The sequence below is a fragment of the Xanthomonas campestris pv. campestris str. ATCC 33913 genome, from assembly GCF_000007145.1.
In the GTDB taxonomy this organism is placed as follows: domain Bacteria; phylum Pseudomonadota; class Gammaproteobacteria; order Xanthomonadales; family Xanthomonadaceae; genus Xanthomonas; species Xanthomonas campestris.
Window position 1 is genome coordinate 985,606 of the sequence record NC_003902.1, and the last position, 12,499, is coordinate 998,104.

Consider the following 12,499-nt stretch of genomic DNA (forward strand, 5'->3'; position numbering starts at 1 on the left):
GGTGCAATCGCCGGGAGCGGCTTGAAAGCCGCTCCCACCGGCGCCATCCAGCAGGCAACCCTCAAACACGCGGGAGTTGCACCATGTTGGGAATCGGCGCCTTCAAACAACGCATGCCACGGTCCGGCGAAGCACTGCCGGGACGTACCCAGGCGTTGCCGCTGCACAACACGCACCTGATCAACGGCCACCCGTTGCGTGGTGAGTTCACCGGCCTGGCCCAGGTGCAATTCGGGCTTGGCTGCTTCTGGGGCGCGGAACGCAAGTTCTGGAACGTGCCTGGGGTCTACACCACGGCGGTGGGTTACGCCGGGGGCAAAACACCGAACGCGACGTATTCGGAAGTCTGCTCAGGGCAGACCGGCCACACCGAGGCGGTGCTGGTGGTGTACGACGCGCAGGCGGTGTCGTTCGAACAATTGCTGCGCACGTTCTGGGAAAGCCACGATCCAACCCAGGGCATGCAGCAGGGCAACGATGTCGGTACGCAATACCGCTCGGCGATCTACTGCAGCACGCAAGCGCAATACGACGCGGCCATTGCCAGCCGCGATGCCTACCAGCAGCAATTGACCGCAGCCGGTTATGGCGACATCACCACGGAGATCCTTTACCCGGCGCCCACGTTCTATTACGCCGAGGACGATCACCAGCAGTATCTCGCCAAGCACCCCAATGGCTATTGCGGGCTTGGCGGAACGGGAGTGAGCTGCCCGATCGGGCTGGATGCCTGAGCGGAAAGGCGAGGCCGGATCCAAGCGCTGCCATGTGATCGTGGCGTGCCGATGGCCATAGTGACCGGCAGCGTTTTCACTATCAGGCAGCGCATGGGAGTGCATGCCAGGCAACTTGCAATGGCTACGCCGGAGACGGCGTGGCCATCTTTTTGTGTGCCAGTTGCGGTGGCCGACCGCAGTTGCGGAAGACTGGTTCCGTGCTGGTGCGCGACGCCGCCTGCAGGCGCATGCGTCACGCACCGGCGTCGGGCGCGTGGACGCAGAGGTCGGTAACGCCATTGAGTGGTAGTCGCGGCGGCTTGAGTGCGACGTGCTGGTAAGTCTCCAGCACGCGAGCAGCAACTGCGTTTCCACGGCGTTCCGGTATGCCACCACTCGTGCGCACATGTCGCACATGCGTGGCACGAAACCTCCCCCGCCGTGGGAAGGCGCAGTGCTCGCTGATTGGCGAGCCGCCCACAAACTCGGTGCCGGTATATCGCAGAAGGGCGTGTCCTGCGCTACGCGAACAAGCGCTTCGGCTAGACGAATTCGCCCGAGAACATGCCGCGCAGTTGTGCCAGTAATTCTGTGCGCTCCGGATGCAGAGTACGCATGCAGGTCACCGCAAACCCCACCGGGCTGGTGCCGGGTGCGGTGATCACGCCGTCGGCGCTGACCACTTTCTCGTGCCGGTAATGCGCAGCGCCGGCGTACGGCACCACGTGCTCCTGCAAGAACGCCAGCGAATTGCTGGTGTGCGGCCGCTCGTCGAGCAGACCCGCATACGCCAGTGCGATGGTGGCTCCGCAAATCGCCGCAATCGGGCGCTGCTGTTGCACGCGTTCGCATAACACGCCGCTCAGCCCGGGGATCTCGCCGGCTTGCCAGCGTTCGCTGCCTGGCAGGATCCACAGATCGGCGTCCAGCGGTGCCAAATCCGAGAGCGCAAATTCCGGCGTGATGCGCAAGCCACCGATCGAGTGCACCGGCTGTCCGTCGATGCTGGCGATGGCGACCTGGTCGCCGAACCACTCGCGCGCCGCAGGCAGGACCACGCCGATTTCCCAGTCGGCGACACCGTCGACCATCACCACTGCGATGTTTGCCATTGTCCATTTCGTCCGTTGAGGAATCCGGATTCTAGGCAGCGGCCCGTCAGATGTTGTGAGCGTGTTGTCGAAACAGCAACGCGCCGGTTGCTGGGGTTCCGCGCCGCCGGGGCGGCACGCGCCTGGAGGCTTACGCGGCAGTGGCAGGTCGCGCTGGGCTGCAGCTCATCGGTCGGTGGCGGTCTGTGCGCGCTGCGAATCAGCCGCTAATGCCACAAACAAAAACGCCTGCGGGCCATGCCGCAGGCGTTGGAGGTGACGCAACAACGGGAACGATCAGCCAGCGAGCTTGTCGGCGATGGTCTTGCGCAGCGCCTCCAGGTCCTTGGCGAAGGTGTCGATGCCGCTGGCCAGCTTCTCGGTGGCCATATCGTCAGCGGCCAAGTCGGTGGCGAAGCTGTCGCTGTTGATCGGCGTGATGGCCGCGTTGTCCGCATTCAATGGCGACAGTTTGCGCGGCAGGTCGCCGTGGTCGGCGTCGAGCTTCTCCAGCAGGTCCGGCGAGATGGTCAGGCGGTCGCAGCCGGCCAGCGCCTCGATCTGCGCAGTGGAGCGGAACGAGGCGCCCATGACCACAGTGGAGGAGCCGCGGCGCTTGAACTCGTCGTAGACACCGCGCACGAACACCACGCCCGGATCTTCGTCGATGCTGGCCGGGGTCTGGCCCTTGGCGACAAAGAAATCCAGGATGCGGCCGACAAACGGCGAGATCAGGAACACACCGGCCTCGGCACAGGCCAGCGCCTGCGAGCGGTTGAAGATCAGCGTCAGGTTGCAGTCGATGCCTTCCTGCTGCAGTTGGCGTGCGGCTTCGATGCCTTCCCAGGTGGCGGCGATCTTGATCAGGATCTTGTCCTTGGACACGCCACGCTCGGCATACATCGCGATGAACTTGCGTGCCTTGGCGATGGTGGCCTGGGTGTCGTGCGCCAGGTCCGCGTCCACTTCGGTGGACACGCGGCCGGGTACCAGTTCCGACAACATGGTGCCCACGCCGACGGTCAGGCGATCAGCTACTTCGTTGATGGTGCTGTTGCGGTCTTCGCCACCGTGCGCACGGCCCCAGGCCAGCTCGCGCTCGATCAGGTCGGCATACACCGGCAGATCCAGGGCTTTCTTGACCAGTGTGGGATTGGTGGTGCAATCGACCGGCTTGAGCCGCTTGATCGCGTCGTAGTCGCCCGTATCGGCAACGACAACGGACAGGTCACGCAGTTGGGCAAGCTTGGAGGGGGATGCAGTCATGCGGGTTCTCTCGAATCGTGGAACGGGTCGGGGATAGGACGCAGCGCGTTACGTTAGCGCGCTCAGCGACGGAAGTCGCCCGCCGCTTCGGGCTGGTCGTGCACAGCGGTCACGCGCAAGCGCAGGTCGCGTCCGCCGGGTGCGCGCCAATCGATGGACTGGCCGACCGACAGGCCGAGCAAGGCGGTGCCCACCGGCGCCAGCACCGAGATGCGGCTGTGTTGGACATCGGCTTCGTGCGGGTACACGAGGGTGAGCGTGTGACGTTCGCCGTGCAGCTCGTCTTCGCATTCGATGCGTGAGTGCATGGTGACGACATCGCCGGGAATCTGGTCGGGCGGCACGACGCGTGCGCGGCCCAGTTCGTCGGCCAGCGCAGCGGCGGCCGGATGGTTGTTCAACGCGGAAGACTCGAGCATCGCTTCAAGGCGGGCAAGGTCGTGGCTGGACACCAGAATGGATGGCGGCAAGCCGCTGTGGTGTTGCGAGGTCATGGCAATCTCCTGACAAGGGCAGCGGACGCACGGTGCGCCCTCCAACAACAGGTGAGGGCGGCGCGGCGTGACCACAATGCAGGCGGGCACATCGCACCGATCACGCGTTGCCCGTAGGCGCCGGCATCAGCGGTAAAGAGTGGACAAGCAAAAGGCGACACCTACGTGCCGCCTTCGTCCATTGTCGACAAGATTGCGTTGTGAAGCGACCGCGGCAGTGCACGGCCTTCAGGCGGCGACAGCTTTCGGGCCGCTTGCCGGCTGGTCCAGCGTGAACAGGCTGTCCGGCAATTCCTTGAAGATCTGCGAGAGCTGCTCCAGGAACGCCGTCATTGCCGAGCTGCGCCGCCATGCCATGGCGATGCGCCGGTTGGGCTGCTTGTCTTCGCGGAAGCGGATCAGGCGAATGTTTTCCGAACGTGCCACCGGCGGCTTGACCGCCAGCATCGGCAGCAGGGTGACACCGACATTGGCCGCCACCATCTGGCGCAGGGTTTCCAGGCTGGTCGCCTGGAATTCGGACTTTTCCAGCGCGCCGGCAAGATGGCACACGTCCAGCGCCTGTTCGCGCAGGCAATGGCCGTCTTCCAGCAGCAACAGGCGCTGCTCGGAGAGATCGTCCAGCGTCATGCTGTCGTGCCGCGACAGCGGGTGGCCTTCCGGTACCGCCAGCACGAACGGTTCTTCGAACAGGAATTCGGCATGCAACTGCTCGTCCTGCAGGGGCAGGGCCAGCAGTGCGGCGTCCATGCGGCCTTCGCGTAACTGGTGGATGAGCTGGTCGCTTTTTTCTTCGATCAGCAACAGCTCCAGGCGCGGAAAACGCTCGCGGATGCGTGGCACCACATGCGGCAGCAGATACGGTGCCAGGGTGGGGAAGATGCCCAGGCGCACGGTGCCCGCTTCCGGGTCCTGGCTGCGGCGGGCGGCTTCCTTCATCTGTTCCACTTCGGCCACGATGCTGCGCGCGCGCATGGCGGCTTCGCGGCCAGCCGGGGTGAGCATCACCTTGCGCGGCGCACGTTCGACCAGCGGCACACCGAGCTCGTCTTCCAGTTTCTTGATCTGGGTGGACAAGGTGGGCTGGCTCACGAAACAGGCAGTGGCGGCACGGCCAAAATGCTTGTGGTCGGCCAGGGCTACCAGGTATTTCAGGTCACGCAGATTCATGTGCAGCAGCCCTCGTGGCTGTGACGTGGAACGGACTGGACCAACCGCAGCTTAGCGCCCGGGCGGGCCGGGCGCTGGCTGAGCTCACGCTTACGCAGCCTGGGCTACGTCGGCGCTGACCGGTGCGCTGGAGCGGATCAGGTAATCGAACGCGCTCAATGCAGCCTTGGAACCTTCGCCCATCGCGATCACGATCTGCTTGTACGGCACCGTGGTCGCGTCGCCGGCCGCGAACACGCCCGGCACATTGGTCTGGCCGCGGTCGTCGACGATGATCTCGCCGCGCGGGGACAACTCCACCGTGCCACGCAGGAACTCGGTGTTGGGCAGCAGGCCGATCTGCACGAACACACCCTCCAGGTCGATGTGCTGCGTGTCGCCACCGGTGCGGTCCTTGTAGACCAGCCCAGTGACCTTCTGACCATCGCCCAGCACTTCGGTGGTCTGCGCGCTGGTGATGATGCGCACGTTGTGCAGGCTGCGCAGCTTGCGCTGCAGCACTTCGTCGGCGCGCAGCTTGTCGTCGAATTCCACCAGCGTGACATGCGCCACGATGCCGGCCAGATCGATCGCCGCTTCCACGCCCGAATTGCCGCCGCCGATCACCGCCACGCGCTTGCCCTTGAACAGCGGGCCATCGCAATGCGGGCAGTAGGCCACGCCCTTGTTCCTGTACTGGTCTTCGCCGGGCACATTCATCTGCCTCCAGCGCGCGCCGGTGGACAGGATCACCGTCTTGCTCTTGAGCGATGCGCCATTGGCCAGCTTGATTTCGACCAGGCCATCGGCACCGGCCGGGATCAACTGCTCGGCACGCTGCAGATTCATGATGTCCACGTCGTACTGGCGCACGTGCTGCTCAAGCGCGGCAGCCATCTTCGGGCCTTCAGTTTCCGGCACCGAGATGAAGTTTTCGATCGACATGGTGTCCAGCACCTGACCACCGAAACGCTCTGCAGCCACGCCGGTGCGGATGCCCTTGCGTGCGGCATACACCGCTGCTGCCGAGCCGGCCGGGCCACCGCCAACCACCAACACGTCGAAGGCGTCCTTGGCGGCGATCTTGGCGGCATCGCGCTTGGCGGCATTGGTGTCGAGCTTGGCGACGATCTGTTCCAGCGTCATGCGGCCCTGGTCGAACAGTTCACCGTTCAAGTACACGGTGGGCACCGACATGATCTGGCGGGTTTCCACCTCGTCCTGGAACAGCGCGCCATCGATGGCCACGTGCTTGATGCGCGGGTTCAGCACCGCGGCCAGGTTCAGCGCCTGCACCACGTCCGGGCAGTTCTGGCACGACAGCGAGAAATAGGTTTCGAACTGATAGTCGCCATCCAGGTGCTGCACCTGCTCGATCAGCTCGGCAGTGGCCTTGGAAGGGTGGCCGCCAACCTGCAGCAGCGCCAGCACCAGCGAGGTGAATTCGTGCCCCATCGGCAGGCCGGCAAAGCGCACCGAAATGTCCTGGCCCGGCGTGGTCAGCGCGAACGAGGGCTTGCGCTGGTTGTCGTCGCGGTGCACGTCCAGGCTGATCTTGTCCGAGAGCAGCACCAGATCCTCGAGCAGCTCGAGCATTTCGCGCGCCTTGGGGATGTCGTCGATCGAAGCATGGATCTGGATCGGCCGCGTGACCCGTTCCAGGTAGGCGGTCAGCTGGGTCTTGAGATTGGCATCCAACATGGAAAACTCCTGGGAATGGGCAAGGGGAGGGCATGGCGTCGCTGCGCATGCGCAGGTCGCCTGGGGAGGAAGGGGATGAACCGCAGCCGGCGCGAAGGCGGGGTGCGTGCTGGCGGTGGCTGGCGGGCAGCCCGGCACCGGCTCCGGTTCACCCCCGGCCCGGAAACCGGGCCAGGGATGCGAGGCGGCTTAGATCTTGCCGACCAGGTCCAGCGACGGAGCCAAGGTCTTGGCGCCTTCCTTCCACTTGGCCGGGCAGACCTGGCCAGGATTGTTGGCCACGAACTGTGCCGCGGTCAGCTTGCGCAGCGTCTCGGTGACGTCGCGGGCGATGGAGTTGTCGTGGATTTCCAGGGTCTTGATCACGCCTTCCGGATTGATGATGAAGGTGCCGCGCAGGGCCAGGCCTTCTTCTTCAATGTGCACGCCGAACGCGCGGGTCAGCTTGTGGGCCGGGTCGCCGATCAGCGGGAACTGCGCCTTGCCCACGGCCGGGGAGGTTTCGTGCCACACCTTGTGCGAGAAGTGCGTGTCGGTGGTGACGATGTACACCTCGGCGCCGGCCTTCTGGAACGCGGCGTAGTTGTCAGCGGCGTCTTCCACTTCGGTCGGGCAGTTGAAGGTGAAGGCGGCCGGCATGAAGATCAGCACCGACCACTTGCCCTTCAGGCTTGCTTCGGTGACCTCAATGAAGTTGCCGTTGTGGTACGCGTTCGCCTTGAAGGGCTGGACCTGGGTGTTGATGAGAGACATTGAGTTTCCTCTTGCGGTGAAGGGGGTTGGGGGACGGAACAGGCGCCATGGTAGGTAGGATCAATAGATATCTCAAATCGATTGATGGAATTGCATAGATAGGCTGCGGCTATCAAAACGTCAGACTGGCTCTGGCGTGCGCACCTGCTGCCATCCCCGATAATGGTCGGCCGATGTTTCGCACAAGTGAAGTTGCCGCATGTCTGAGGCTCCCGCCGTCATGTCCGCCGAACAGCTGCTGCGCGAGGCGGTCATCCGCATTGCGCGCAGCGACGCGGAGCCCTTGCTGCTGCATGCGCTGGGGCGCGACCGCGCCTGGTTGTTCGCGCATGGGCGCGATCCGGTGCCGGCTGAGCAGGCGCAGCGCTTCGGCGCGCTGGTGGAGCGGCGTCACCAGGGAGAGCCGGTGGCCTACCTGACCGGCTCGCGCGGGTTCTGGACCCTGGACCTGGCGGTCTCCACCGCCACGCTGATCCCGCGCGCCGATACCGAAACGCTGGTGGAGCTGGCGCTGGAACGCCTGGAGCTGACCGCCGGCGTCCGGGTGGTCGATCTGGGTACCGGCAGCGGCGCGATCGCGCTGGCAATTGCCAGCGAGCGGCCGCAGGCGCAACTGATCGCCACCGATGCCAGTGCCGATGCCCTGGCCATTGCCCGGCACAACGCGCACGCGCATGGGCTGCACAACGTGGAGTGCCGCCTAGGCCACTGGCTGCAACCGCTGGCCGGCGAGCGGTTCGATCTGATCGCCAGCAATCCGCCCTACATCGCCGCTGCGGACCCGCATCTGCAGCAGGGCGATCTGCGCTATGAGCCGGCGAGCGCGCTGGCCTCCGGCAGCGACGGCCTGGATGACATCCGTTTGATCGTGGCTGATACCCCCGCCCATCTGCTGGCAGGCGGCTGGCTGCTGCTCGAGCACGGCTGGGACCAGGGCGAGGCGGTGGCCGCGCTGTTGATCGCGCGTGGGTTTGCAGCGGTGGCGACCCACCAGGACCTGGAGCAGCGCGACCGCGTCACGCTGGGGCAGTGGCCGCACGCTGCGGGGTGATCCCGGCGCATGCGGCAGCGGTTCTGTTTGCACTGTCGAGCAAGCAACTGCCCTGAAGGACGGATTCCACACCAAGCTGTGTGCCTGCGCGCAGCGCCATGTCCCTGCGCATCGCCGCGCGGCGTGCCTCTGGCAGCAGCCGATACAATGCGGGCTTTCCCGCAGGACCGACGCATGCGCACGCTCTATCCCGAGATCACGCCCTTCGACCAGGGCACCCTCCAGGTCGACGACCGCCACACCCTCTACTTCGAGCAATGCGGTAACCCGCAGGGCAAGCCGGTGGTGATGCTGCATGGTGGCCCGGGCGGCGGCTGCAATACCAAGATGCGGCGGTTCCATGACCCGGCCAAGTACCGCATCGTGCTGTTCGACCAGCGTGGCGCCGGCCGCTCCACGCCGCATGCCGATCTCACAGACAACACCACCTGGGATCTGGTCGCCGACATCGAACGGCTGCGTGCGCATCTGGGGATCGACCGCTGGCAGGTGTTTGGCGGCAGCTGGGGCTCGACCCTGGCGCTGACGTACGCGCAGACCCATCCGCAGCAGGTCACCGAGCTGGTGTTGCGCGGCATCTTCCTGCTGCGCCGCTGGGAGCTGGAGTGGTTCTACCAGGAAGGCGCGAGCCGGCTGTTCCCGGATGCGTGGGAGCATTACATCGCCGCGATTCCCGCAGAGGAACGGCACGACCTGATCTCCGCTTTCCATCGCCGCCTCACCAGCACCGATGAAGCCACCCGCCTGGCCGCCGCCAAGGCCTGGAGCGTGTGGGAAGGCGCCACCAGCTTCCTGCATGTGGACGAGGATTTCGTCACCGGTCATGAGGACGCGCATTTCGCGCTGGCCTTTGCACGTATCGAGAACCACTACTTCGTCAACGGCGGCTTCTTCGATGCCGAAGACAAGCTGCTGCGCGACGCGCACCGCATCGCCGAGATTCCCGGTGTGATCGTGCAGGGGCGCTACGACGTGGTGTGCCCGATGCAGAGCGCGTGGGAGCTGCACAAGGCCTGGCCGAAGGCCGAGTTGAAGATCAGCCCGGCGGCCGGTCACTCGGCCTTCGAGCCGGAGACTGTCGACGCGCTGGTGCGTGCGACCGACAGCTTCGCCTGAGAAGGCGCGCGGTGAGCGGCCGGCATGTCCGGCCGCTGACCAAGCTGCCGCAGTAGATGCGTTGCCGAATGCAACGCGCCAATGCAATGCGATGCAATGCGCTAAGGCAACGACCACTACGTAGGAGCGCGCTTGCGGCGCGAGGGGATTTACCGATAACGCCCCATCGCGCGCAAGCGCGCTCCTACGTCGCTTGCAGCCCGGCAAACCATCGCGGCGTTTAGCTCAACAAACCAGCGCGGTACTTAGCCCGGCAAACCCTCCGCCAGCGGCGGCAACAGCCGCGCCAGCCGCTGTGCCCAGGCGGCCTGGCCGGCGGCGTCGCTGATCAGGTCCTGGCGGATTTCCAGCTCCACATGCGGCAGGCCGCGGCCTTCGCCGTACACCGGAATCGCGTAGTCGGTGGCATCGCTCACCGCATACGGCTGGTTGTCGCCCACCACCAGATCAGGTTCCGCGCGCAAAGCCTGCAGCAGCCGATGCGCCAGGCGCGTGTCGCGGTTGTACAGCACGCCCGCATGCCAGGGCCGTGCGATCCCGGCCATCACCGGGGTGAAGCTGTGCATCGAGACCAGCAGCGTGGGCTGGGTGCGTGCCGCGCGTGCGTCCAGTTCGGCGGCAATGCGCGCGTGGTACGGCGCAAAGATGGCGTCGATACGTTGCTGGCGCGCGCTGGCGGTCAGCCCGGCGTTGCCTGGAATCGGCGTGCTGTCGCTGACCTCCGGCATCAGGCTGGCGGCAGCGTGCGGGCGGTTGCAGTCGATCACCAGCCGCGAATAGGTCTGGCTGATCGAAAACGCGTCCAGCTGCTCGGCCAACCGGCGCGTGACCTCGGCAATGCCGATGTCCCAGCCGATATGCCGGTCGAGTTCGTGCTGCGGCAGGCCGAGGTTGTGCAAGCGCGCCGGCACGCGTTGCCCGGCGTGATCGGCGATCAACAACCACGGCGATGCGCCTTGCGCGTTGCGCACCGTGAACGGCGCGGGGTCATCCGGGCCGAGCAGCGGGGCGGCCACCTCAACCACGCGGCGTGCCATCCAGTGCGTGGTCGACCAGGTACAGGCCGGCCCACAACTTGGGGTCCATCTGGTAGCCCTCGGCCATCTTCTGCACCAGCCACGCGCCCACCTGTGCGCGCGGGATTTCATGCACGGTGATGTCTTCGCTTGCATCGCCGCCGCCTGCGCCGACCTTGCGCAAGCCGGTGGCGCGCACGAAGGCGATCTTCTCGCTGCTGGCGCCGGCCGAGGTGGGGCCGATCATCAGCACTTCGGCATGGTCGGCGGTCCAGCCGGTTTCTTCTTCCAGTTCGCGGATCGCCGATAGCTCGATGGATTCATCGGCATGGATATCGCCCACCAGCCCGGCGGGCATTTCGATGGTGCGCGCCTGCAACGGCACGCGGAATTGTTCGACGAACAGCATTGCATCGTCCGGCGTCACCGCCACGATGATCGCGGCCAGCCCGCCGGCATGTACGCGCTCGGAATATTCCCAGGTGCCGCGAACCACCATGCGCTGGTACTTGCCTTCGTAGACCACGGTGGGCGGAGTGTCGTGTCGATTCATGGAAAGGGACCTTGGGACAGGGAAGCGGGAGGTGGCGGCAACACGGCGCCGCCACTGGCGGCCAGCAGGCGCCGGCGCGTGAGCGGGCCAAAGCGCAGGCTGTCGCACAGGCCGGTCAGCATGTCGGTATCGGCGGGGGCGCGCGTGAAGCCGGACTCGGTGAGTTCCAGCGGCGCATCGAGCGCGATGGTGGTGAGCTGACGCCACAGCAAGGCGTGCTCGCGCTGTTCGCGCAACCGCAGCGCCATTTGCGCAGCGCCGCGCAAGCGCAGGAACGGCAGCTCGTCCAGCCGTTCGAGCAGGGCATCCAGGCTGCCGAAGTGCGCCAGCAGCACCGCTGCGGACTTGGCGCCGATGCCGGTGATGCCGGGGATGTTGTCGATCGCATCGCCGCACAGCGCCAGGTAGTCGGCCATCTGGTGCGCGTGCACGCCATGACGTGCCTTCACCCCGTCCATGCCCCAGCGCACATTGCGCGCGTAGTCCCACTGTTCGTCGTGTTCGAACAACAGCTGCGACAAGTCCTTGTCGGCCGAGACGATGATGCCGCGCAGGCCCCGCGCACGCGCGCTGTGCAGCGCGCTGCCAATCAGGTCGTCGGCTTCGTATTCGCGATGGGCCAGCACGCTCAGCCCCAATGCCGCGCACAGTGCCTTGCAATGCGCGAACTGGCGGCGCAGTGCGTCCGGCGCGGGCTCGCGGTTGCCCTTGTAAGCAGGGTAGATCGCATGCCGGAAACAACTGTCCAGCGCTTCGTCGAACGCGATGGTGATGTGCTGCGGGCGCTCGCGTTCGAGCAGATCCAGCAGGAAGCGGGCAAAGCCATGCACCGCATTGGTGGGCCAGCCCTGCGCGTCCTGGAACTCGTCCGGGATCGAATGCCAGGCGCGGAACACGTACAGGCTGGCATCAACCAGATACAGCGGCACCGGGCGCGGCGTCCGCAGCGCCGCGGCAAGCGGCGCGGTGGCAAGCGGGGGCGCGGGCGTGGTCACGGCGTCCAGTCGCGCAGCAGTGCGCGTGGGTCGGGGCGCTCGCGCTCGGGCACCTGCATGCGCGGTGTGCCGATGTGGATGAAGCCGACCACGCGCTCGTGTTCGCCCAGCCCCAGATACCCGGCCACCGCCGGGTCGTAGGCCATCCAGGCGGTCAGCCATTGCGCACCGAAGCCATGCGCCTGCGCAGCCTGCAGCAGCGCAAAGCAGACGCAGCCTGCGGTCATCAACTGTTCCTGCTCGGGCACCTTGTGCTCCGGCTGCAGCGTGGCGATAACCGTAATTACCAGTGGCGCCTGGCTGAAGCGTTCGCGGTCCTTTTGCACGGCCGCTGGCGGCGTCAACGGATCGCCTGCCAGGGTGCGTTCGGCCAGGAACTCGCCCAGCGCCTGCCGTGCATCGCCGGCAATGCGCAGGAAGCGGAACGGCACCAGCTTGCCGTGGTCGGGCACGCGCACCGCCGAGGTAAGCATGCGTAACAAGGTGGCCTCGTCCGGGCCGGGCTCGCCGAGTTGTTTGGAGGGAACCGAGCGGCGGGCGTCCAGCGCCTGGAGCGAATACGGTGCGTGCATAATTCCGGATCACGGCGGGGGTGCTC

At 65.9% G+C, this 12,499-nt stretch carries 13 protein-coding genes; 3 read left to right on the forward strand and 10 right to left on the reverse strand.

Annotated features, from left to right (window positions below):
• The first annotated feature begins 83 nt into the window (after positions 1 to 83).
• Positions 84 to 734, forward strand: coding sequence for a peptide-methionine (S)-S-oxide reductase MsrA (msrA, locus tag XCC_RS04290; protein ID WP_011036064.1), 651 nt, complete (start codon positions 84 to 86; stop codon positions 732 to 734).
• Positions 735 to 1,258: 524 nt separating this feature from the next.
• Here msrA and XCC_RS04295 read toward each other — a convergent pair.
• The 6 genes from XCC_RS04295 to ahpC form a co-directional block, all read right to left on the reverse strand.
• The gene (locus XCC_RS04295; RefSeq protein WP_011036065.1) at positions 1,259 to 1,828 is read right to left on the reverse strand and encodes a type 1 glutamine amidotransferase family protein; all 570 of its coding nucleotides are present in this window, start codon (positions 1,826 to 1,828) and stop codon (positions 1,259 to 1,261) included.
• 276 nt (positions 1,829 to 2,104) lie between these two features.
• Complete coding sequence (locus XCC_RS04300) at positions 2,105 to 3,073, reverse strand: transaldolase (protein ID WP_011036066.1); 969 nt, start codon at positions 3,071 to 3,073, stop codon at positions 2,105 to 2,107.
• Between the two features lie 62 nt (positions 3,074 to 3,135).
• Positions 3,136 to 3,567: a nucleoside diphosphate kinase regulator gene (gene rnk / locus XCC_RS04305; protein WP_011036067.1), complete on the reverse strand. Its 432-nt coding sequence runs from the start codon at positions 3,565 to 3,567 to the stop codon at positions 3,136 to 3,138.
• 228 nt (positions 3,568 to 3,795) lie between these two features.
• Positions 3,796 to 4,737, reverse strand: coding sequence for a LysR substrate-binding domain-containing protein (locus XCC_RS04310; protein WP_011036068.1), 942 nt, complete (start codon positions 4,735 to 4,737; stop codon positions 3,796 to 3,798).
• A 90-nt stretch (positions 4,738 to 4,827) separates the two neighbouring features.
• Entirely contained in the window at positions 4,828 to 6,417 is a 1,590-nt protein-coding gene (gene ahpF, locus XCC_RS04315; protein ID WP_011036069.1) for an alkyl hydroperoxide reductase subunit F, read from the reverse strand.
• A gap of 189 nt (positions 6,418 to 6,606) precedes the next feature.
• Positions 6,607 to 7,170 (reverse strand): alkyl hydroperoxide reductase subunit C, encoded by a 564-nt coding sequence (gene ahpC, locus XCC_RS04320; protein WP_011036070.1) that lies wholly within the window; start codon positions 7,168 to 7,170, stop codon positions 6,607 to 6,609.
• Between the two features lie 199 nt (positions 7,171 to 7,369).
• Here ahpC and prmC point away from each other — a divergent pair, with 199 nt between their 5' ends.
• Together prmC and pip are read left to right on the forward strand one after the other, a co-directional pair.
• Complete coding sequence (gene prmC / locus XCC_RS04325; protein WP_011036071.1) at positions 7,370 to 8,221, forward strand: peptide chain release factor N(5)-glutamine methyltransferase; 852 nt, start codon at positions 7,370 to 7,372, stop codon at positions 8,219 to 8,221.
• 174 nt (positions 8,222 to 8,395) lie between these two features.
• A complete protein-coding gene (pip, locus tag XCC_RS04330) occupies positions 8,396 to 9,337 on the forward strand; it encodes a prolyl aminopeptidase (protein ID WP_011036072.1) in 942 nt (313 codons plus the stop codon).
• A gap of 245 nt (positions 9,338 to 9,582) precedes the next feature.
• On the opposite strand, the gene XCC_RS04335 is transcribed toward pip, so the two are convergent.
• Genes XCC_RS04335 through XCC_RS04350 form a run of 4 tightly spaced genes read right to left on the reverse strand, consistent with a single transcriptional unit; the run spans position 9,583 to position 12,473 of the window.
• Positions 9,583 to 10,374, reverse strand: coding sequence for an N-formylglutamate amidohydrolase (locus XCC_RS04335; protein WP_011036073.1), 792 nt, complete (start codon positions 10,372 to 10,374; stop codon positions 9,583 to 9,585).
• On the reverse strand, positions 10,355 to 10,906 hold the full coding sequence (locus XCC_RS04340) for an NUDIX hydrolase (RefSeq protein WP_012439149.1): 552 nt from the start codon (positions 10,904 to 10,906) through the stop codon (positions 10,355 to 10,357). The genes XCC_RS04335 and XCC_RS04340 overlap by 20 nt, the downstream gene beginning before the upstream one ends.
• On the reverse strand, positions 10,903 to 11,901 hold the full coding sequence (locus tag XCC_RS04345) for a 5'-3' exonuclease (protein ID WP_011036075.1): 999 nt from the start codon (positions 11,899 to 11,901) through the stop codon (positions 10,903 to 10,905). The genes XCC_RS04340 and XCC_RS04345 overlap by 4 nt, the downstream gene beginning before the upstream one ends.
• Positions 11,898 to 12,473, reverse strand: coding sequence for a nitroreductase family protein (locus tag XCC_RS04350; RefSeq protein WP_011036076.1), 576 nt, complete (start codon positions 12,471 to 12,473; stop codon positions 11,898 to 11,900). The genes XCC_RS04345 and XCC_RS04350 overlap by 4 nt, the downstream gene beginning before the upstream one ends.
• Positions 12,474 to 12,499 lie beyond the last annotated feature (26 nt).